Here is an 18,423-nt window from a genome sequence, read left to right as displayed (position 1 = left end):
TCGGCGCGAGCCTCAACGACAAGATCAGCTCTAGCGTTGGACCATGCACGCGCCCGATGCCCAGTCACCGGTTCCCGCCCAGCGCCACCCGGTGCTGACGCTGCCCAGCCAGCGCACGCTCCACTGGCGCGATGCCCTGCCTGCCGCGCTCTCAAGGCTTCCGCCTGGGCCGGTGGATCTGGTCTGCGCCGACTGGGCCTTGAGCGGACGTGAGCTGTTGGAACTGCTGAGCGAACTCGAAGCAGCGGGTCACCCGATCCGTTGCCTGGAGGCTCAGAGCATCGACACGGTGGTGAGTGGCCACGCTCTCGGCCTTCCCACGCGCTGGATCGAGCCATCGAAGCAGGGGCCCCCAGACCAGCCAGATCAAAACCAGCCGGCGGAAGAGGCCCAGCCCGATGACAGCCTCCGCCTCCATCGCGGCACCCTGCGGTCCGGTGATCACCTCACCACCCAGGGGCACCTGCTGGTGCTGGGGGATGTCAATCCTGGCGCCAGGGTGACCGCCGGCGGCGACGTGCTCGTGTGGGGACGCCTGCGTGGCAGTGCCCACGCGGGCGTTCACGGCCATCAAGGAGCACGGATCGTGGCACTACAACTCAGACCGTTGCAGCTGCGCATCGCCGACACCGTGGCGCGCGGTCCTGAAGAACGCCCCCAGCCCGGACTGGCCGAACAGGCCCGACTCGATGCGGGAGAGATTGTGATTGAAGCGGCAGATGCTCAGATGCCCAGACCACCTCTAGGCTGACCCGACTTCCCGGGAGCCCGTGGCGTCCATCTCGCGAACGATCCTGATCTGCTCCGGCAAAGGAGGAGTGGGTAAAACCACGCTCACCGCCAACCTCGGTATCGCCCTGGCACGCCAGGGTCAGAAGACCGTGGTGCTCGATGCCGATTTCGGCCTCCGCAACCTGGATCTCCTTCTCGGCCTGGAAAACAGGATCGTCTACACCGCCCAAGAGGTGCTCGCCAAAAGCTGCCGGCTCGACCAGGCGCTGGTGAAGCACAAGCAGGAGCCGAACCTGGCTCTCCTGCCGGCGGGCAATCCGCGCATGCTCGAGTGGCTCAAGCCTGAAGACATGCAGTCGATTGTGGGCATGCTGGCGAAGCAGTTCGACACCGTGCTGATCGACTGCCCGGCCGGAATCGAAGACGGGTTCAAGAATGCGGCCGCCGCCGCCCGGGAAGCGATCGTGATCACCACACCGGAGGTTTCGGCCGTCCGCGACGCCGATCGGGTGATCGGCCTGCTCAACACCCAGGGGCTCAGCCCCGTACAGCTGGTGCTCAACCGCGTGCGGCCGAAAATGATGGCCAACCAGGAGATGCTCGCAGTTGATGACGTCACCGATATCCTCGCCCTGCCTCTGCTCGGCCTGGTGCTGGAAGACGAGCAGGTGATCGTGAGCACCAATCGCGGCGAGCCGCTCACCCTCAGTGGGAGCCAGTCTCCGGCCGCTCGCGCTTACAGCAACATCGCCCGCCGACTCCAAGGTGAAGATGTCCCCCTGATCGACCCCGCCAAGGAAGGCCGCGGCCTGCGGGCCAAGGTCCGTCGCCTGATGCAAAAGAAGATCTTCTGACCCGATGACCCTGCGCGACATCCTCGACAAGCTGCTCGGCCGCCAACCGGCCAGCGCCACCACCGCCAGGGAGCGCCTTCAGTTGGTGCTGGCCCATGACCGCACGGATCTCAGCCCCGAACTACTCGAACAGATGCGTCGGGAGATTCTGGAGGTGGTGGCCAAGTATGTGGAGATCGACCTGGACCACGGCGATGTGAGCCTGGAAACCGAAGACCGGGTGACCGCCCTGGTTGCCAATCTGCCCATCCGCCGACCACTGGCTGTGAGCGAACGGAGCATCGACAGGAACGGGGAATCCTTCGATTAGTCGCCAAGGACGCCTTGCCATCCCATCGCCTCACCCCCACGGAACAGATCATCCTCAATCTGCTCAGCCAAGGGCTCAGCAACCGTGCCATCGCTGAACGTCAGGTGGTAAGCATCCGCACGGTGGAGTCCCACATCAGCCACGCGCTGGAGAAAACAGGCTGTCGCTCTCGGCTGGAATTGGTGCTCTGGCGGCTCGACCGGAGCCAAAACGAGGGCGCTGAACCGACCGTTACACTGCCGCTATCGCCGGCTTAGCTCAGCGGTAGAGCAGCGCTTTTGTAAAGCGAAGGCCATCGGTTCAAATCCGTTAGCCGGCTTCAGCTTCAGGCCACCCTGTCAACGTTCCTCGCCAGGACGACCTGCCAACAGCCACACCCCGATCAGGGCCAGCAGCCAGGGTAGCCACTGGAGATTGAGCACGGAGGTGCAGAGGCGCATCACCGGCTCCAGGGGCCACTGGGCCAGGGCCTGGAGCAACACCACCAGGGCGATCAACCAGAGCATGGAGGCTGAAGCAGCAGACCTTTCGGCATCACAGCGCCTTGCCGCAGCAACTGCCACCGGCCCGGCCCAAGCCAGGCCAGGACCGTGCTGGCCTGTCCGGAGGGCTCCGGCCAGGGCAAGGGGCCCAGCAGGGGGAGCGACGGGAAACACTGCGTCGCCTCCCGGTCTGACCGAGCTGCTGGCTCACCGGAGCGGTTGATGCTGGTGGTCGCCAGGGGACCACTGAGGGTCAACAGGTGCCGGGTGGGCGCACAATCGGGAATGCGCAGACCCAGGGTGGCCGCCCCCGGGTGCAGGTGCTGAACGGTCGGGCCGGAGGCGGGCAACACCAGCGTGAGGGCCCCGGGCCAGTGGGAAGAAGCCAAGGCGGCCGCCTCCCCACGCACATCGGGGGCCACATGGGCGAACAGGCTCTCGGGTTCAGCCCCCATCAGAATGAGGGGCTTCCGGAGCGAACGCTGTTTGAGCTGCCAAATCTGCCGGGCATGCTCCGGCAGAGACGCCAGAGCCGGCAGGGTGTCGGTGGGGAGCATGGCGGCGCCTCCCTTCCGGAGCTGGTGGAGCAGGTCGTTGGGATGGGTCGCGAGGGGCGAAGCGGCTGTCATCGCCTCAGCATGGCCGACGCGCACACGCGAAGCGGCGCACACCCTGCAGATCTGTTTCAGCCTTCAGATGGTCCAGACCGGCGGCAGCGCAGAGGTCCAGCACCGCCTCGCTCTGATCGTGATGATGCTCGATCAGGAGCCAGCCGCCCGGGGCCAGGGCCTCGGGAGCCCCCGCAATGATCAGGCGCGTCGCCGCCAGACCATCCGCTCCGCCATCAAGGGCGAGCCGAGGCTCATGCTCACGCACCACAGGGTCGAGCTGATCGACCACAGCACTTGGGATGTAAGGGGGATTGCTGAGCACGAGCTGCAACAGACCCCACCAGGGCCTCAGGGGCTGCCACCAATCCCCGCTGTGAAGGCTGCAGCGTTCTGAAACCGCATGCTGTTCAAGATTGAGGCGCGCCAGCGCCAGGGCCGCTTCGCTGCAGTCGACGGCATGACCACTGGCCTGGGGAAAGGCACGGGCCAGGGCGACGGCCAGGGCGCCGGAGCCCGTTCCCAGATCCGCCCAGCGCAGCAGCGGCTTGGCGGAGGCACCGGGTTGCGCCGCCCGCCAGCGCTCCAGGGCCAGATCCACCAGAGATTCCGTCTCCTGCCTGGGGATCAGAGCGGCGGCCGACACCGTGAGCTCAAGATCGCGCCAAGGGCAGCGACCCACCAGATGCTGGAGCGGTTCGTGCTGCAGGCGATAGCGCTGCCAGAGCGAGGCAAGCTCGGAGAGCTCGCAGGCGAGCCGCACCCGACGGGCCGCCGGATCGAGATGCAAGGCCTGCAGGTCGGCCCAACGCAAGCCACCGGCCAGATCGAGCAACCAATCAAGATCCACAGCACGGCCGCCTGTGGCCAGCTGGGCCTGGCGCCAGGCCAGAAGCTCGTTACCGCTCAGCTCCACTGGGGTCATGGGCTGAACCTAAACAAGCCGCCATCGCATCCCTGCTTCCGCCTTCACCAGCCCCTGCAATTCGAGCTGCAACAGCTGCTCGGCAAGCACCCCGGTGGGACGCCCCAGATCCCGAGCCAGACGATCGAGGCCGGCTCCCTCTTCCAGAAGCCGCAACAGAGGCTCATCCTGCATCTCGGGGGCATGGCTGCCACCACCCCCGCTGACCGCAGGAGCCTGAGCACCATCAGCGCAGGGGCCGGGCCCGAGGGCGGTGAGAAACGACTCGATCGAGAGCAACGGGCAGGCGCCACACGTGAGCAAGCGATTGCTGCCGCAGGACGACTGACGCAAAGCATCCCCAGGCACCACCCAGAGCGACCGCTCCATCGCGAGGGCAATCTCGGCTGAAATCAGCGCGCCGCTTCCCTCCGGGCATTCCACTACGACCACCCAATCGGCAAGGGCTACCAGAAGCCGATTTCGCAGGGCAAAGCTGGCCCGACTCACCCTGGCCTCGGGCCCATGTTCACTGAGCAGCAGCCCTTGGCTCGCCAGGGCCGCCTGCAGCCTTTCATGCTCAGGCGGATAGACCCGCGTGAGGGGCGTGCCCACCACGCCAACCGGAGCACCGCCTGCCTTCAGGCAGCCTTGATGGGCCGCCGCATCCACCCCCTCAGCCAGGCCGCTGACCACGGGCCAACCCGCCCGCGCCAGCGCTGCGCCGAGAGCTTCCGCCATGCGCAGGCCATGGCTGGAGGGCCGGCGGGTGCCGACGATCGCGACCGCCTGCCGCGCAGACACCGTGGGCAGCAGAGCGGCATCGCCCCGCCAGTGCAACAGAGGCGGCGGCCGCTTCAGATCCGCCAGGGCCAGGGGCCAGTTGGCATCACCGGGAATCAGAACGGTGTCAGGAGCCCGCACTGCCGGGCTGGCGCCCCAGCGGCTGCGGTACGCATCGACCGTCTGCGTCAGGGAGTCTGGCCAACGCAATGCACGTTGCAGCCGTGGCAGCGGCCAAGACCAGAGACCAGCCAGGCCGGCTGGATCCTGCGTCGCCAGTGACTGCAACGCCGACAGGCGAACGGTCCCCAAGCCAGGACAGCGACTCCAGAGCCACCACCAATCACGCGCCTCCAATCCCTTCCCCTTAGTTCATGTGTACCACCCTCTCATGCGGACGGTCCCCGCTGCAGGCACTCCAGCGCCTCCCGCAAGGCCGGCGGCGCCTGGCGGAGCACGGTGCGCCGCGCCCCCTCGAGCCGCACCAGCACCAGCTCGACACGCGCCATCGCTGCCACCTGTCCATCCTCACGGCGCCAGCGACTCGCCCAGGGCCAGCGCACGCCCCGGCGCTCCAGCGCCCAGCTTTCCAGGTCCACCCGCTCGCCATGGTGCAGGGCCTGGCGATACTCCACCTCCAGGCGCACCACCGGCATTTCCAGCCCCTCAGCGGCGAGGCGGTCGTAGGGCAGGCCCACAGCAGCCAGGGCCTCCACACGCGCTTCCTCCAGCCAGGCCACGTAGGCCCCATGCCACATCACACCACCATGGTCGGTGTGCTGGGGCAGCACCCGCTTCCGCCAGCACCAGGGGGGCGTCGTAACGCTCTCAATCACCATGTTTCTGACGCGGATCATCGGCCATAGGCTGCTGCAAAGGCCGCTGCACTGCCGTGTTCAACAACCTGCTGATCGCCGACTCCGGCAAGGGTCACGTCGAGGAGATGGTGAGGATGCTCCGCGACCTGCCCGGGTTCCGCTCAGCGCGCATCAACCTGCTGCATGTGGTGCCGGAACAGGACAAATCCGGATCGGATGAGCACTGGAGTGCTGCAGCGGCGCTGTTGTCTCAGGCCGCCGAGCGCCTGGGCCTCGATCGCAGCGAGGTCAACGCGATCATCCGCTCCGGTGATGCGAAGCAGACCGTGCTCAAGGTCGCCGATGAACTCAATGCTGACCTGATCGTGATGGGCTCCCGCGGACTGGGACGCCTGCAGTCGATCCTGGCCAACAGCACCAGTCAGTACGTCTTCCAGCTCTCGACTCGCCCGATGCTGCTCGTGCGCGACGACCTTTACGTCCGTCATGTGAACAGGCTGCTGGTCACTGTGGATGGCACCGGCGTGGGAGACGACGCCCTGCGACTGGCCTGCGAGATGGTGCGCGACATTCCTGGGGGCCATCTGACCGGCGTGCATGTGGCCCGTCAGGACGTGGCCCCGACCAGGGGGGCAGCAAGCAAGAGTGACAGCCTGCTGAATGCGGCGGTGCAGCGGGCTAGGAGCTTCGGCGTCGCGTTGACCCCCCTGCACATCACCGCGAATGACGTGGGTCGCGGCGTCTGCCAAGCCGCCAAGGAGGTGAATGCCGATCTGGTGGTGATCGCCTCACAGGATCGCCGACCCCTCGTGGCTCGAGGCCTGGTGGATCTCGACAAACTGCTGGGAGGCTCGGTGAGCGATTACATCCGCGTGCATGCTCCGGCGCCCGTCCTGTTGGTACGGGAGCCGGAGCGTTCCTGAGGGGATCGGTCCCCTTCGGGCCCAGGGGCCGCTCAGCTCTGACGACTGTTGGTCTGGATGAACAGGATGATCAGGAAGACCGTCGGAACCAGCACAAACAGAAGGCTGGCAACAAAACCGAGATCGTTGGTTTCCATGACCGCTGAAAGATTCCACCGGAACGTATCACCGTTCGGCCGGCAACCCGCCGACTGCCTCAGTCCTCGTCACCGGGCGTAGCAGCTTCATCCGACGATGCGCTGACCTCCTGGTCCTCAGAGGAAACCTCTGGCTCTTGCGTGACCGGCCAGGCGGTGGGCCCTGATGGCAACGGCGTCGCCTGAGCAGCGGCCAACCGGGCCGCAGCATCAGCCAGGCCCGTCTGCGGGCGCGTCATGATCAACACCGACCCTTCCACCAGGGTCTGGCAAGCCAGCCGCCAGGACTGGGGTCGCCGGCGCAACTTGGCCTCCTCCACAGCCGTGCGGGGCGAGAGGGCCCCCAGCGCTCCCCCTTCCGGCACATCCACAAAGCAGGTGATGCACTGTCCACAGCCGCCGCAATTGCCCAGCTGACCTTTGAGCCCGTAAAGAGCGATCCCTTCCCGTAACGCCACTTCGCGCAGGTTTTCGCCTGGGTAACACTCCACGTCGCGACCTTCTCGTACAAATCGGATCACCGGCATGGCGACTTGGGCAGCTGCCTCACCATTGTGAATCGAGGGATTTCGATTTGTAACCTCCCTCAAGGGGCCCCTTTGGGCAGCCAGACCAAGTCAATCCGTGCGGTTAGCACGGCCGAAAGAGCGCATGGGCAGACATTGCAGCTCGCGACAGCGTCCCCCGTCCCACCGACCACACCCCTTACGATCGCGAAGTCTGGCTGCATCAGCAGCTTCGTTCCCCCGAACCTGACCCATGGGATTGCCCTGGTATCGGGTGCACACCGTCGTCATCAACGACCCCGGCCGACTTCTGGCCGTGCACCTCATGCACACCGCCCTCGTTGCCGGCTGGGCCGGCTCGATGGCTCTTTATGAACTCGCTATTTTCGACCCCTCGGATCCTGTACTGAATCCGATGTGGCGTCAGGGCATGTTCGTCATGCCTTTCATGGCCCGACTTGGCGTCACCGGCAGCTGGGGAGGTTGGAGCATCACCGGAGAAACCGGTGTGGATCCTGGCTTCTGGAGCTTTGAAGGTGTCGCAGCGGCTCACATCGTGTTCAGTGGCCTGCTGATGCTTGCCGCCATCTGGCACTGGACCTATTGGGATCTCGAGATCTGGCAGGACCCCCGCACCGGCGAGCCTGCCCTTGACCTCCCCAAAATCTTCGGCATCCACCTGCTCTTGGCAGGCTTGGGTTGCTTCGGCTTCGGCGCCTTCCACCTCACCGGTGTGTTTGGTCCGGGGATGTGGGTCTCCGATCCCTATGGCTTGACCGGCCATCTCGAGGCGGTTCAACCGGCTTGGGGGCCAGAGGGTTTCAACCCCTTCAATCCCGGTGGCATCGTCGCTCACCACATCGCAGCCGGCATCGTCGGCATCATTGCCGGCATTTTTCACATCACCACCCGACCGCCCGAGCGTCTCTACAAGGCGCTTCGGATGGGCAACATCGAAACGGTTTTGGCCAGTGCCATCGCCGCTGTGTTCTTCGCAGCCTTCATCGTGGCTGGCACGATGTGGTACGGCTCCGCTGCAACACCTGTCGAGCTGTTCGGCCCCACCCGTTACCAGTGGGATCAGAGTTACTTCAAAACGGAAATCAACCGTCGCGTCCAGACGGCGATGGATCAGGGCGCCTCAGCTCAGGAAGCCTTCGCAGCCATTCCTGAAAAGCTCGCCTTCTACGACTACGTCGGCAACAGCCCTGCCAAGGGTGGCCTGTTCCGCGTCGGTCCGATGGTGAACGGTGATGGCCTGCCCACCGGATGGCTGGGTCATATCGCCTTCACCGATAAGGATGGTCGCGATCTTCAGGTGCGTCGTCTTCCCAACTTCTTCGAGAACTTCCCTGTGGTTCTGGAAGACAGCGATGGCATCGTTCGCGCTGACATCCCCTTCCGTCGCGCTGAAGCCAAGTATTCCTTTGAGCAGCAGGGCGTGACGGCCAAGGTGTTCGGTGGGGCCCTGGATGGCCAAACCTTCACGGATCCTGCCGATGTGAAGCGTTTGGCCCGTAAGGCTCAACTTGGTGAGGCCTTTGAGTTCGACCGCGAGACCTACCACTCCGACGGCACCTTCCGCAGTTCACCCCGCGGCTGGTTCACCTTCGGCCATGCCACCTTCGCCCTGCTCTTCTTCTTCGGGCACATCTGGCACGGCGCTCGGACCCTGTATCGCGATGTGTTTGCCGGTATCGATCCGGATCTCGGCGAACAAGTGGAGTTCGGTCTGTTCCAAAAACTGGGCGACCGTTCCACCCGTCGCCTTCCCGAGGGCTACGTGCCCCCGGCCGGTTCCCCCCTCAGCTGATCGCCCTCAGGAGATTCCCCGATGGAAAGCTTCGCTTACATCCTCATCCTCACCCTGGCGATTGCCACGCTCTTCTTCGCGATCGCCTTCCGCGATCCTCCGAAGATCGGCAAGTGATCCACAGAGTTCCTACGTCAAGCCCCACCAATCGGTGGGGCTTTTTTGTTGTGATTCCAGCTCTGGACACAGTGTCTACAATCGGTTCACAACCTTGAACTCGGAGTAGCTCGGGCGTGCAGTGCCCTTCCTGCCAAAACACAGACAGCCGGGTGCTCGAGTCCCGTGCTGCCGACGGCGGCAGAAGCGTGCGGCGCCGTCGTGAGTGCCTCAATTGTGAGTTCCGCTTCACCACCTACGAAAGGGTGGAAACCATGCCGATCACCGTGCTCAAGCGGAATGGCAGCCGGGAAAGTTTCAGTCGCAGCAAACTGCTTCACGGTCTCAGCCGGGCCTGCGAAAAAACCGGTCTGACCGCCTCCCGACTGGAAACGATCGTGGACGATCTCGAACTTGCCCTGCAACAGCGCAACGGACGGGAGGTGAGCAGCCAGGAGATCGGGGAAATGGTGCTCAATCAGCTCAAGGAGCTCAGCGAAGTGGCCTATGTGCGCTTCGCCTCTGTGTACCGGCAGTTCCGTGGCGTCAATGATTTTGTGAAGACCCTCGAAGGCATGAACGACTCGGCCACCCCGCTGGCAGCGGTCTGAAGCAACCCTCCACGGCTCAACCAAGTCGATCTGACAGAATGGCGGATTCGATCGTTGTGGTCGGCGGGCCACCACGTCATTCCTTCGCACTGTCTCCGGGCAGACCGCCATCGCTCCATGTCTGTTTCCTCCACCGACCAGGTTCAGGACCCCGCTGTCGAATCAGCTGCAAACCTCACCGATGCCGCCGAGCAAGTCGCTGCTCAGGCTGAGGTGCTGACTGCCGATGAAGCCTTCGACGAGAACGACCTGAGCATTCCGGAGGATGTGCCCACGGCCGACGACCCCAGCAGCCGGGCGAGCAGCCGTGATCTCGATAACGCCGGCTTCACCCTCGACGAGTTTGCGGCGCTTCTCAGCAAGTACGACTACAACTTCAAGCCGGGCGACATCGTCAACGGCACCGTGTTCGCCCTGGAATCGAAGGGGGCGATGATCGACATCGGCGCCAAGACCGCCGCCTTCATGCCGATGCAGGAGGTGTCGATCAACCGGGTGGAAGGTCTGAGCGACGTGCTTCAGCCCGGTGAGGTGCGCGAGTTCTTCATCATGAGTGAGGAGAACGAAGACGGGCAGCTTGCTCTCTCCATCCGCCGGATTGAGTACCAGCGGGCCTGGGAGCGGGTGCGTCAGCTGCAGAAGGAAGACGCCACCATCTATTCCGAGGTGTTTGCCACCAACCGCGGTGGTGCCCTGGTGCGGGTGGAGGGCCTGCGCGGCTTCATTCCTGGCAGCCATATCAGCACCCGCAAGCCCAAGGAAGAGCTGGTCGCCGATTTCCTGCCGCTCAAGTTCCTGGAAGTCGACGAGGAGCGCAACCGTCTGGTGCTCAGTCATCGCCGCGCCCTGGTGGAGCGCAAGATGAATCGCCTGGAGGTGGGCGAAGTGGTGATCGGCACCGTCCGCGGCATCAAGCCCTACGGCGCCTTCATCGACATCGGTGGCGTCAGCGGTCTGCTGCACATCTCCGAAATCAGCCACGAGCACATCGAAACGCCGCACTCGGTGCTCAATGTGAATGATCAGATGAAGGTGATGATCATCGACCTCGATGCCGAGCGGGGTCGGATTTCCCTCTCTACCAAGGCACTCGAACCGGAACCGGGCGACATGCTCACCGATCCCCAGAAGGTGTTCGAAAAGGCCGAGGAGATGGCAGCCCGCTACAAGCAGATGCTGCTGGAGCAGGCCGAGGAAGGCGACGATGGCTACGGCATGATGGGCTGATCAACGGTCCAGCCTTCCATTCATGGCCCGGTTGCTGCTCAACGGCATCACCCTGGCCGACGTTGACGGGGTGCTGTTCGACAAGGACGGCACCCTGTCTCATAGCGAACCCCACCTGATCGGCCTCGGTCGGCAGCGACTTCAAGCGGCTGCCACGGTATTCCGCCAGGCCGGTCACTCCGCCGGCGTTTGCGAGCAGCTGGTGGATCAACTGCAACGGCTCTATGGCATCAGTGCCGCCGGGGTCTCCCCTACTGGCCTGCTGGCCGTGGCCTCACGCCAGCACAACCTCATCGCCACAGCTGCCACCGTTACCCAGCTGGAACCCTCCTGGCCCCAGGCCTTGCGACTGGCCGACGCCTGCTTTCAGCTCGCTGATCAGGCCCTCGCCGAGCAGCCCAGCCCGCTGCTGCCAGAGGCCGATCGCGTCCTCCACGCCTTGCAGGCAGCGGGCGTTCGCTGTGCGGTGATCAGCAACGATTCGCGCCAGGGAATCGAGCGGTTTCTGGACAATCATGGTCTCCACCCCCTGGTGAGCGCCATCTGGAGCGCCGACGACACTCCCTGCAAGCCGGATCCCGCCGCGGTGCATCGCCTCTGCAAGCAGATGCAGCTTGACCACCGGCGTTGTGCCCTGATCGGCGACGCTGATTCCGATCTGCACATGGCACGGGAGGCCGGCGTGGCGGTGACTCTCGGCTACGTGGCTGGATGGCAGCAACCACCTCGCCTCACCGGCCACCAGCATCTGATTCAACACTGGCGCGAGCTCCAGGTGGAGTGTTTGACGTGAAAACACTTCCCCCTACAGTCGCCGCAGCTACTGCAACTCATGAGCCGTTACGTCTTCACCTCCGAATCCGTCACCGAAGGCCATCCCGACAAGATCTGTGATCAGGTCAGCGATGCCGTGCTCGACGCGCTGCTCGCCCAGGACAGTGCCAGCCGGGTGGCCTGCGAAACCGTGGTCAACACCGGTCTCTGCATGATCACGGGTGAAGTCACCTCCAAGGCTCAGGTGGATTTCATTCATCTAGTGAGGGATGTGATCCGCGACATCGGCTACAGCGGTGCCCGGGCCGGCGGTTTCGATGCCAACAGCTGCGCGGTGCTGGTGGCCCTGGATCAGCAATCGCCCGACATTGCCCAGGGCGTGGATGAGGCCGATGATCACGCCGGCGATCCCCTCGACAAGGTGGGGGCCGGCGATCAGGGCATCATGTTTGGCTACGCCTGCGACGAAACGCCGGAGCTGATGCCCCTGCCGATCAGCCTCGCCCACCGGCTCTCGCGTCGCCTGGCCGAAGTGCGCCACAACGGCAGCCTTGATTACCTGCTGCCGGATGGCAAGACGCAGGTGAGTGTCGTGTATGAGAACGACAAGCCCGTGGCGATCGACACCATCCTGATCTCCACCCAGCACACCGCCGAGGTGGCCGGCATGAGTGGTGAGCAGGAGGTGCGCCAGAAAATCAGCGACGATCTCTGGACCCATGTGGTGGAACCGGCGACAGCCGACCTCCCCCTGCGCCCCAGCAAAGACAGCACCCGCTATCTGGTCAATCCCACTGGGAAGTTTGTGGTGGGAGGCCCTCAGGGGGATGCGGGTCTAACCGGTCGCAAGATCATCGTGGACACCTACGGCGGCTACGCCCGCCATGGCGGTGGTGCATTCTCCGGCAAAGATCCCACCAAAGTGGATCGTTCGGCGGCCTACGCCGCCCGCTACGTCGCTAAGTGCCTGGTGGCCGCCGGTCTGGCCAAGCGAGCTGAAGTGCAGCTGAGCTACGCCATCGGCGTCGCCAAGCCGGTATCGATTCTTGTCGATGCTTTCGGCACCGGCAAGGTATCGAACGCCGAGCTCACCGAACTGGTGAATCAGCACTTCGATCTGCGCCCCGGCGCCATCATCGAACAGTTCAAGCTCCGGGAGATGCCGGCGTTGAACGGAGGCCGTTTCTATCGCGATACCGCGGCCTATGGCCACTTCGGCCGCCCCGACCTCAAGCTTCCCTGGGAGGATGTGGCGGATAAAGCCGCCACCCTCCTGCAGGCAGAAGCCTCCCGGCTGCAACAAGGCAGCAGCCTCTGATAGCCGCCAGTGCCACCCGACACCACCGTGCTCGGCATCGATCTGGGCACCAGTGGTGTTCGGGTGGCCGTTCTCAGTGTTGAAGGTGAGCTCGTCCATAGCGAAGCCACCCCCTATCCAGGCGATTTCACCGATCCCGTCGCCTGGCGTCAGGCCTGCTCTGACCTGATCCGGGCCATCCCCCGGCATCGCCGCGCCGGCCTGGCCGCCATCGCCGTCGACGGCACATCGGGAACTCTGCTCGCCTGCCGCCGGGATGGCACCCCCTTAGGGCCTGCACTCTCCTATCAGCAGAGCTGCCCGGAGCAGGTGGAGACTCTCCGCCGCCTGATCGCACCGGAACATCCTGCCGGAAGCGCCAGTGGCAGCCTGGCCCGGGCCCTAAGGCTGCTGGGCAACCACAGAGAATCCCATCTCCTGCTGCGCCATCAGGCCGATTGGATCACCGGATGGCTGCTCCAACACTGGCGCTTCGGCGAAGAAGGCAACAACCTGCGCTTGGGTTGGGATCTGGAGCGCGGCGAATGGCCTGCGACCTTCCACGACCAGGCCTGGGCCGAGGCCCTGCCTGAGATTGAGGCCAGTGGGAGTGTTCTTGGCCGCATCGCGCCGCAGATCGCCCGTGCCCTGGGCTGTCCAGAGTCGGTGCAGGTGGTGGCCGGCACCACCGACGCCAATGCAGCGGTGTTGACCGCCAACCCAGCCGTCGATGAGGGCATCACCGTTCTCGGCAGCACCATCGTGCTCAAACGGTTCGTGGACGCCCCCCTCAACGCACCGGGAGTGACCAATCATCGGGTCGGCGGGCGCTGGCTCTGCGGAGGGGCTTCCAATGCCGGCGGCGCCGTGCTGCAGTCACTGTTCGGCGACATCGACCTCGCCGCCCTGAGCCGACAGATCGATCCCAACCAGAGCAGTGGCCTGGAGTTTCGTCCACTGCCGGGCCGGGGGGAACGCTTTCCTGTGGATGATCCGACTCTGGAGCCGGTGCTTACCCCGCGACCGGTGAGTGACGCCCTCTATTTGCACGGGTTGCTCGAGGGGTTGACGCGAATTGAAGCCCAGGGCTGGCAACGGCTTGGTCAACTGGGTGCCCCCGAGCCCCGGCGGCTGATCACGCTCGGGGGTGGGGCCCGCAACCCCCAGTGGCGCCGGATCCGTGAACGGATGCTGGGCCGCCCGATCCTCACCTGTCATGCCCCTCCGGCAGCGGGGGTGGCCCGACTCGCCCTACAGGCTCTGAAGCCAGGCGCCAAACGAGCTGGATCCGGGGCAGAATCCTGAGTTCACGAGTGCTTCAGGTGCCTGCCAAACTCCGCGATGCCCTGGCCGTTGGGCTGTTTCTGGTTCTGGCCGGATACGTGACCTTCAGTGGCATCCGGTTGGCTCTGCTGCTGTGGCAGCGCTTCGGTTGACGACTCCCTCTTTCCACCTCCATGGCCGCCGATCCCCTCACCCCTAGCGTCAGCGATCGCATCTGTCGCCACATGAATGCCGATCACGCCGAGGCCGTCCTCCAGTACGCCCGGCACTACGGAGGTGTCGCTGAACCGCAAGCTGCCACCATGCTCGCCGTGCGTCCGGATGCGATGGAGCTGGAGGTGGATGGGGCCAAGCTGGAAATCCGTTTTGATCACGAGTTGAGCGACAGCGAGGATGCGCACCGCACCTTGGTGGCGATGCTGCGCTCCATGGCCAGCGGGGAATCCTGAAGGCAGCGTCCCCGTTGCCGTGCTCACCGCCCTGTCGTCGTGCCTCAAGACCCTGCTTCATCAGCCCAGCTGCCCCCTCTGCACCCAACCGCTCACCGACGATCAGGACGAGCAGCGCCCCTGTGACGCCTGCAACCGCCGCCTGGGACTCCGCAGCCAGCTGCTGCATGGACGGGCTCCCCTGACCTGGGTCGCCGCCGGGCTCTACAGCGGTGCACTGCGCCAGGTGCTGCTCCAACTGCGCCGCAGCCGCGACGCCAAGACCCTCGCTGCGCTTTGCGCCAACCTCCGCGACCACCTTCCCAGCGATGCCCTGCTGGTGCCCATCCCCAGCTGGAAACACACCAGTCGGGCCAATCCGCTGCCGGCTCTGCTCTGCCAGGGCCTGAACCGCCCCACCCTGGAGCTGCTGCAACGCCGTCGGCCCGGCCTGGGGCAACACCACCTGAACGCGCATCAACGCCAGAGCAACCAACAAGAGGCGTTTCACGCCGTCGCCCCCGTCGCGGCAGACGTCGGTCGGTCGACCGGAAGAGTCTGGATCGTCGATGACATCCTCACCACCGGTGCCACAGCCGTTGCCGCCCAGGCGGCACTCACCAGGGCGAACCTGCCCGTAGCTGGCCTGGTGTGCCTGGCAAGAACGCCGCGCCGGAGCACGAGCTCGGAACGTCGTGATTTAAGATCTGGTTGTCGCGCAGACGACGCGCCGGGATAGCTCAGTTGGTAGAGCAGGCGACTGAAAATCGCCGTGTCCCCAGTTCAAATCTGGGTCCTGGCATTTCCCATATGAGACGACAGGCGCCACGCCTAGCGTCAAACCCCTACCCAAACGCCAAAAACAACGCTAAATACAGGTCTCGCCTTGGGACCAACCAAGAATCCAGGCGGCGAAGAGCGGTAGGCGAGCGGTAGGTGAATCAGCGCCCCATTGGGTGGTGCTCACAGGACCCAGAAGTCACCTACCCCCCCCATCGGGAAACCACTTGATGAAAGGCACGTGTCCATGGGGCAAATGCTCCTTTCGCCCAGGTCTTCCCATAGTCCAGACCCCCTAAGGCAGCGCTTCCACCCGAGGCGACCGCCCAAGAGCACCTGAGGCAATTAGGGCAAGCAATATGAGGCGTGCCGTGACCCTTCGACACCAGAGGAGTATTAAGTTTCGTGACTTCGCTCTAGAGCACAGTTTCATGCCAAATCGGCATAAAACCAACCTATCCCTCAAGTGAGGGAGGACACCAAAACCGCCTCACAGGACAATGGGAGCACTGGAACAGTCGCCGTGACCGATTCGGTGCCCACCACCGCCATCACAGACCCCACTGAGTTGGGTGACCTGCTCCTGGAGGTGCTGCCGCCTGATTTCAGCACCATTGAGAACATGTCCGCTGGGGAGGGACTGGATCTGATTCGCAAGGGTCGTGGGCATAGTGGTTCCATTGCCCGTGCAGTGGGCATCGAGGTTGCGGTTGATGCCGATAGATTTCAACGAAACGCTTATAATTCAAAATTATAAGTTGAGCATGGTGGCAAATGGTTGGTTACCTGATTCTTGTTTTAGGTTTTTCTCGCGCACTAGCAAGATATGGAATCGCACAAGCACTTGCTTTTGCGATTCTATGGTTTTTATTTGGCATGTTCATGCTAGGCATTCCAACTATCATTGGGATGCTGAGAACTTTAGGCACTTTTAAGTCAAGGGAGTTTATCTCTGGATTACTCGCTCAATGCCTGCTTATCGCGGTTCTGTATGGAGCATTGACTCTGATTGGGATTCAGGCAATGCTCAACTGGTTCGTCATTGGTGGAATTATCGTAGGATTCACGGCACCTCAGCATTCGCTCGATAAAGACCGAGAAGACCGAATACAATTAAATAAAGACGGTTCAAGATTGCCATGAAAGTCGGTCATATCTTGATTACGAGTATCGCAATTGCCAGTGGTTTTTTCGTCTCAAGGTGCGCTAAGCACCAGCATCAACTCTCCAGACCTGTAGAAACCGAGTCCATTCCTGCTGGTTATTCATATGAAGGTCGCTTCGGGCAAGGGAAAGACTTCTATTCAAAACTAAAAACTCGCAGTGGAAGCATCGTAGAAATTTCTGGATATCGAATCAGCAGTCGCGGAGAAGTGCGTGCAAACATTGAATATGCTGTGAATTGCCGCCTTTCTCTTCGGCGATGGAAGGGCAAATGGGCACCCATCGAGAAAGATTCGTTGGCAGAAGCATTTCACAATCGATATTGCCTGGCACAATAATCAATGAATTTACAGTCCAGTCTATAGACTTTGTTTTTCGATTCAGGGTGTATCGCTATTGCCGCAATTAAGTGGAGTCACGCTAACCTACTGCTCCTGGAACACTATCGCCTAGCACTTCCACCACCGTGCTCCTGGTTGGTGCTGGGAGGTTCAATCGGTTCAAGAGGTTGGTGGTGCTGTGGTGGTCACTGGTCGTTTGACCATTCCGACCGCTGATGGCGATCTGCTCCACTACTCAGCAGTTGCTTCGGAACCGCTGGAATCCAGGTCCCAAGCACCTGCCGCTGAGGTTGCTGCTTCATCCTGCTTGAGGAGGGCGGCAGCGTTGGCGGGTCTTGGGTTGGAGTTGTGGGGGTAAGATAAGTAAGATTGAAAACACCCTAAAATCACAATGGAAGATTATCAATTACTTATTGATTTACATAAAAAAGGTTACAGGCAGGGACCTGGCGGAGACTCCGAGACCGAACTTGCCATCAAACTTTCAGGACTTGACACAGCAGGAAGTCTCAATGTTCTTGATGTTGGTTGTGGAACTGGAGCGTCCACTATTGCTCTGGCATCACGCCTTGACTGCCAAGTTACGGGAATAGATATCTTTGACGAGTTCTTAGTGGAAGTTATCCATAAATCAAATGAAAAAGGACTGGACTCAAAGATAAGAACTCGTAATTGCCCCATGGAAGACCTGCCTTTTGCCAAAGAGGAATTTGATGTTATCTGGGGAGAGGGTTCTATCTACAATATGGGATTTGGCAAAGGTATTTCGTACCTTCGTGACTTTCTAAAACCCAATGGAATACTGGCGGTATCCGAGATAACCTGGTTTTCCAAAGAGCGCCCAAAAGAACTTGAGGACTACTGGAATCTGGAATACCCAGAAATAGCAACTGCCAGCGAGAAAATGGGCATCCTGGAGAGTAATGGATTTTCCATTATGGGATATTTCCCATTACCCAAGAAATGCTGGGAGGAGAACTACTATGCTCCTATGAGGTCAAGATTTTCTGAATTCCTACGACATAACGAACACTCGGAGATGGCGAGGGAAATCGTCGACTCAGAAGAGAAGGAGATGGAACTATTCAGTACTTTTCATCAATACTATGGATATGGTTTCTATATTGCCAAAAAGTTGTAAGCATATACCTGTGTGGCAAGCATCAACATTGAATGGCAAGACCAAAACGGTAACTGGCATCACTATCAGACCAAGCAGAACCAAGTGGACGCTTATCGTGTTGCCATGAATCGTGTCAAGACAACAAAAAAGCGTCACCGTTTAGTTGATGATGCTGGAAGATTGTTGGAACTGTTGGATTGCTAAAAACAAATGCTATTTGATTCTCAAAGATTTAACACCTTGCTGAGTTGCTCCTCAAAAACCTCGTATTTCTCTTTGAATTGCTCCATTTTGAGTTGAGAAATCCTCTCAGTGATGAACTGATAGGTTGCTCGTAAATCTGGGTCAATCCTGAAATCGGATGATTTTTCAATTTTGTCTCTCTCTTTGATTAAGTAATCTACCAGTTGTTGATTCCTTTCTCGTAT

At 61.9% G+C, this 18,423-nt stretch carries 24 protein-coding genes and 2 tRNA genes; 19 read left to right on the top strand and 7 right to left on the bottom strand.

Going from position 1 to position 18,423, the window contains the following annotated elements; genetic code table 11:
* Positions 1–43: 43 nt before the first annotated feature.
* The 5 genes from minC (at position 44) to SynWH8101_RS02785 (ending at position 2,215) form a co-directional block, all read left to right on the top strand.
* On the top strand, positions 44–751 hold the full coding sequence (gene minC, locus SynWH8101_RS02805) for a septum site-determining protein MinC (protein ID WP_130128468.1): 708 nt from the start codon (positions 44–46) through the stop codon (positions 749–751).
* Positions 752–770: 19 nt separating this feature from the next.
* Positions 771–1,586 (top strand): septum site-determining protein MinD, encoded by an 816-nt coding sequence (gene minD / locus SynWH8101_RS02800; RefSeq protein ID WP_130128467.1) that lies wholly within the window; start codon positions 771–773, stop codon positions 1,584–1,586.
* 4 nt (positions 1,587–1,590) lie between these two features.
* Positions 1,591–1,896, top strand: coding sequence for a cell division topological specificity factor MinE (gene minE, locus SynWH8101_RS02795; protein WP_130128466.1), 306 nt, complete (start codon positions 1,591–1,593; stop codon positions 1,894–1,896).
* Positions 1,897–1,910: 14 nt separating this feature from the next.
* A complete protein-coding gene (locus SynWH8101_RS02790) occupies positions 1,911–2,153 on the top strand; it encodes a response regulator transcription factor (RefSeq protein WP_130128465.1) in 243 nt (80 codons plus the stop codon).
* Positions 2,144–2,215 (top strand) — tRNA-Thr (locus tag SynWH8101_RS02785). The genes SynWH8101_RS02790 and SynWH8101_RS02785 overlap by 10 nt, the downstream gene beginning before the upstream one ends.
* 19 nt (positions 2,216–2,234) lie before the next feature.
* Here the strand turns inward: SynWH8101_RS02785 and SynWH8101_RS13970 are convergent.
* The 5 genes from SynWH8101_RS13970 to SynWH8101_RS02765 all read right to left on the bottom strand — a co-directional run bounded on the left by SynWH8101_RS13970 (position 2,235) and on the right by SynWH8101_RS02765 (position 5,512).
* A complete protein-coding gene (locus SynWH8101_RS13970; protein WP_165380903.1) occupies positions 2,235–2,402 on the bottom strand; it encodes a hypothetical protein in 168 nt (55 codons plus the stop codon).
* Positions 2,390–3,007 carry an L-threonylcarbamoyladenylate synthase gene (locus SynWH8101_RS02780; RefSeq protein ID WP_130128464.1) on the bottom strand — a complete coding sequence of 206 codons (618 nt, stop codon included), beginning with the start codon at positions 3,005–3,007 and terminating at the stop codon, positions 2,390–2,392. Before SynWH8101_RS02780 ends, SynWH8101_RS13970 begins: the two co-directional genes overlap by 13 nt.
* A 4-nt stretch (positions 3,008–3,011) precedes the next feature.
* Complete coding sequence (gene prmC / locus SynWH8101_RS02775) at positions 3,012–3,911, bottom strand: peptide chain release factor N(5)-glutamine methyltransferase (protein WP_130128463.1); 900 nt, start codon at positions 3,909–3,911, stop codon at positions 3,012–3,014.
* A 9-nt stretch (positions 3,912–3,920) separates the two neighbouring features.
* A complete protein-coding gene (locus tag SynWH8101_RS02770) occupies positions 3,921–4,985 on the bottom strand; it encodes a DNA-processing protein DprA (protein ID WP_254428021.1) in 1,065 nt (354 codons plus the stop codon).
* Between the two features lie 77 nt (positions 4,986–5,062).
* A complete protein-coding gene (locus tag SynWH8101_RS02765; RefSeq protein WP_130128461.1) occupies positions 5,063–5,512 on the bottom strand; it encodes a thioesterase family protein in 450 nt (149 codons plus the stop codon).
* 53 nt (positions 5,513–5,565) lie between these two features.
* Here SynWH8101_RS02765 and SynWH8101_RS02760 point away from each other — a divergent pair, with 53 nt between their 5' ends.
* Positions 5,566–6,414 carry a universal stress protein gene (locus SynWH8101_RS02760; protein ID WP_130128460.1) on the top strand — a complete coding sequence of 283 codons (849 nt, stop codon included), beginning with the start codon at positions 5,566–5,568 and terminating at the stop codon, positions 6,412–6,414.
* A gap of 32 nt (positions 6,415–6,446) precedes the next feature.
* Here SynWH8101_RS02760 and psbM read toward each other — a convergent pair whose 3' ends face one another.
* Together psbM and SynWH8101_RS02750 are read right to left on the bottom strand one after the other, a co-directional pair.
* The gene (gene psbM / locus SynWH8101_RS02755; protein WP_007100550.1) at positions 6,447–6,551 is read right to left on the bottom strand and encodes a photosystem II reaction center protein PsbM; all 105 of its coding nucleotides are present in this window, start codon (positions 6,549–6,551) and stop codon (positions 6,447–6,449) included.
* Between the two features lie 59 nt (positions 6,552–6,610).
* The gene (locus SynWH8101_RS02750) at positions 6,611–7,078 is read right to left on the bottom strand and encodes a 2Fe-2S iron-sulfur cluster-binding protein (protein ID WP_130128459.1); all 468 of its coding nucleotides are present in this window, start codon (positions 7,076–7,078) and stop codon (positions 6,611–6,613) included.
* A 232-nt stretch (positions 7,079–7,310) separates the two neighbouring features.
* On the opposite strand from SynWH8101_RS02750, the gene psbB reads away from it, so the two are divergent.
* The 13 genes from psbB (at position 7,311) to SynWH8101_RS02685 (ending at position 18,013) form a co-directional block, all read left to right on the top strand.
* A complete protein-coding gene (gene psbB / locus SynWH8101_RS02745) occupies positions 7,311–8,870 on the top strand; it encodes a photosystem II chlorophyll-binding protein CP47 (protein ID WP_130128458.1) in 1,560 nt (519 codons plus the stop codon).
* Between the two features lie 21 nt (positions 8,871–8,891).
* Positions 8,892–8,987, top strand: a complete 96-nt coding sequence (locus SynWH8101_RS02740) for a photosystem II reaction center protein T (RefSeq protein WP_006042122.1) — start codon at positions 8,892–8,894, stop codon at positions 8,985–8,987.
* Between the two features lie 116 nt (positions 8,988–9,103).
* A complete protein-coding gene (gene nrdR, locus SynWH8101_RS02735; protein ID WP_038000825.1) occupies positions 9,104–9,577 on the top strand; it encodes a transcriptional regulator NrdR in 474 nt (157 codons plus the stop codon).
* A gap of 117 nt (positions 9,578–9,694) precedes the next feature.
* Entirely contained in the window at positions 9,695–10,804 is a 1,110-nt protein-coding gene (locus SynWH8101_RS02730) for a 30S ribosomal protein S1 (RefSeq protein WP_130128457.1), read from the top strand.
* Between the two features lie 22 nt (positions 10,805–10,826).
* Entirely contained in the window at positions 10,827–11,597 is a 771-nt protein-coding gene (locus SynWH8101_RS02725) for an HAD family hydrolase (protein ID WP_130128456.1), read from the top strand.
* Between the two features lie 39 nt (positions 11,598–11,636).
* Entirely contained in the window at positions 11,637–12,896 is a 1,260-nt protein-coding gene (metK, locus tag SynWH8101_RS02720; RefSeq protein WP_130128455.1) for a methionine adenosyltransferase, read from the top strand.
* A gap of 9 nt (positions 12,897–12,905) precedes the next feature.
* Entirely contained in the window at positions 12,906–14,180 is a 1,275-nt protein-coding gene (locus tag SynWH8101_RS02715; RefSeq protein ID WP_130128454.1) for an FGGY-family carbohydrate kinase, read from the top strand.
* A gap of 152 nt (positions 14,181–14,332) precedes the next feature.
* Positions 14,333–14,608, top strand: coding sequence for a DUF2470 domain-containing protein (locus SynWH8101_RS02710; protein ID WP_130128453.1), 276 nt, complete (start codon positions 14,333–14,335; stop codon positions 14,606–14,608).
* A gap of 19 nt (positions 14,609–14,627) precedes the next feature.
* Positions 14,628–15,326: a ComF family protein gene (locus SynWH8101_RS02705; protein WP_174719489.1), complete on the top strand. Its 699-nt coding sequence runs from the start codon at positions 14,628–14,630 to the stop codon at positions 15,324–15,326.
* Positions 15,317–15,389 (top strand) — tRNA-Phe (locus SynWH8101_RS02700). Before SynWH8101_RS02705 ends, SynWH8101_RS02700 begins: the two co-directional genes overlap by 10 nt.
* Before the next feature lie 501 nt (positions 15,390–15,890).
* A complete protein-coding gene (locus SynWH8101_RS02695) occupies positions 15,891–16,124 on the top strand; it encodes a hypothetical protein (RefSeq protein WP_130128452.1) in 234 nt (77 codons plus the stop codon).
* Between the two features lie 17 nt (positions 16,125–16,141).
* Positions 16,142–16,510: a hypothetical protein gene (locus tag SynWH8101_RS02690; RefSeq protein ID WP_130128451.1), complete on the top strand. Its 369-nt coding sequence runs from the start codon at positions 16,142–16,144 to the stop codon at positions 16,508–16,510.
* 753 nt (positions 16,511–17,263) lie between these two features.
* Positions 17,264–18,013, top strand: coding sequence for a class I SAM-dependent methyltransferase (locus SynWH8101_RS02685; RefSeq protein WP_130128450.1), 750 nt, complete (start codon positions 17,264–17,266; stop codon positions 18,011–18,013).
* Positions 18,014–18,423: the final 410 nt, after the last annotated feature.

This window comes from Synechococcus sp. WH 8101 (genome assembly GCF_004209775.1).
In the GTDB taxonomy this organism is placed as follows: Bacteria; Cyanobacteriota; Cyanobacteriia; order PCC-6307; family Cyanobiaceae; genus Synechococcus_C.
This window is presented reverse-complemented; position numbering and strand designations above follow the sequence as displayed.

Coding starts and splice junctions, on each gene's coding strand:
- minC (WP_130128468.1), top strand. CDS start 44: ATGCACGCGCCCGATGCCCAGTCACCGGTTCCCGCCCAGCGCCACCCG.
- minE (WP_130128466.1), top strand. CDS start 1,591: ATGACCCTGCGCGACATCCTCGACAAGCTGCTCGGCCGCCAACCGGCC.
- SynWH8101_RS13970 (WP_165380903.1), bottom strand. CDS start 2,402: ATGCTCTGGTTGATCGCCCTGGTGGTGTTGCTCCAGGCCCTGGCCCAG.
- SynWH8101_RS02780 (WP_130128464.1), bottom strand. CDS start 3,007: ATGACAGCCGCTTCGCCCCTCGCGACCCATCCCAACGACCTGCTCCAC.
- prmC (WP_130128463.1), bottom strand. CDS start 3,911: ATGACCCCAGTGGAGCTGAGCGGTAACGAGCTTCTGGCCTGGCGCCAG.
- SynWH8101_RS02765 (WP_130128461.1), bottom strand. CDS start 5,512: ATGGTGATTGAGAGCGTTACGACGCCCCCCTGGTGCTGGCGGAAGCGG.
- psbM (WP_007100550.1), bottom strand. CDS start 6,551: ATGGAAACCAACGATCTCGGTTTTGTTGCCAGCCTTCTGTTTGTGCTG.
- SynWH8101_RS02750 (WP_130128459.1), bottom strand. CDS start 7,078: ATGCCGGTGATCCGATTTGTACGAGAAGGTCGCGACGTGGAGTGTTAC.
- psbB (WP_130128458.1), top strand. CDS start 7,311: ATGGGATTGCCCTGGTATCGGGTGCACACCGTCGTCATCAACGACCCC.
- SynWH8101_RS02740 (WP_006042122.1), top strand. CDS start 8,892: ATGGAAAGCTTCGCTTACATCCTCATCCTCACCCTGGCGATTGCCACG.
- SynWH8101_RS02730 (WP_130128457.1), top strand. CDS start 9,695: ATGTCTGTTTCCTCCACCGACCAGGTTCAGGACCCCGCTGTCGAATCA.
- SynWH8101_RS02725 (WP_130128456.1), top strand. CDS start 10,827: ATGGCCCGGTTGCTGCTCAACGGCATCACCCTGGCCGACGTTGACGGG.
- metK (WP_130128455.1), top strand. CDS start 11,637: ATGAGCCGTTACGTCTTCACCTCCGAATCCGTCACCGAAGGCCATCCC.
- SynWH8101_RS02710 (WP_130128453.1), top strand. CDS start 14,333: ATGGCCGCCGATCCCCTCACCCCTAGCGTCAGCGATCGCATCTGTCGC.
- SynWH8101_RS02690 (WP_130128451.1), top strand. CDS start 16,142: ATGGTTGGTTACCTGATTCTTGTTTTAGGTTTTTCTCGCGCACTAGCA.
- SynWH8101_RS02685 (WP_130128450.1), top strand. CDS start 17,264: ATGGAAGATTATCAATTACTTATTGATTTACATAAAAAAGGTTACAGG.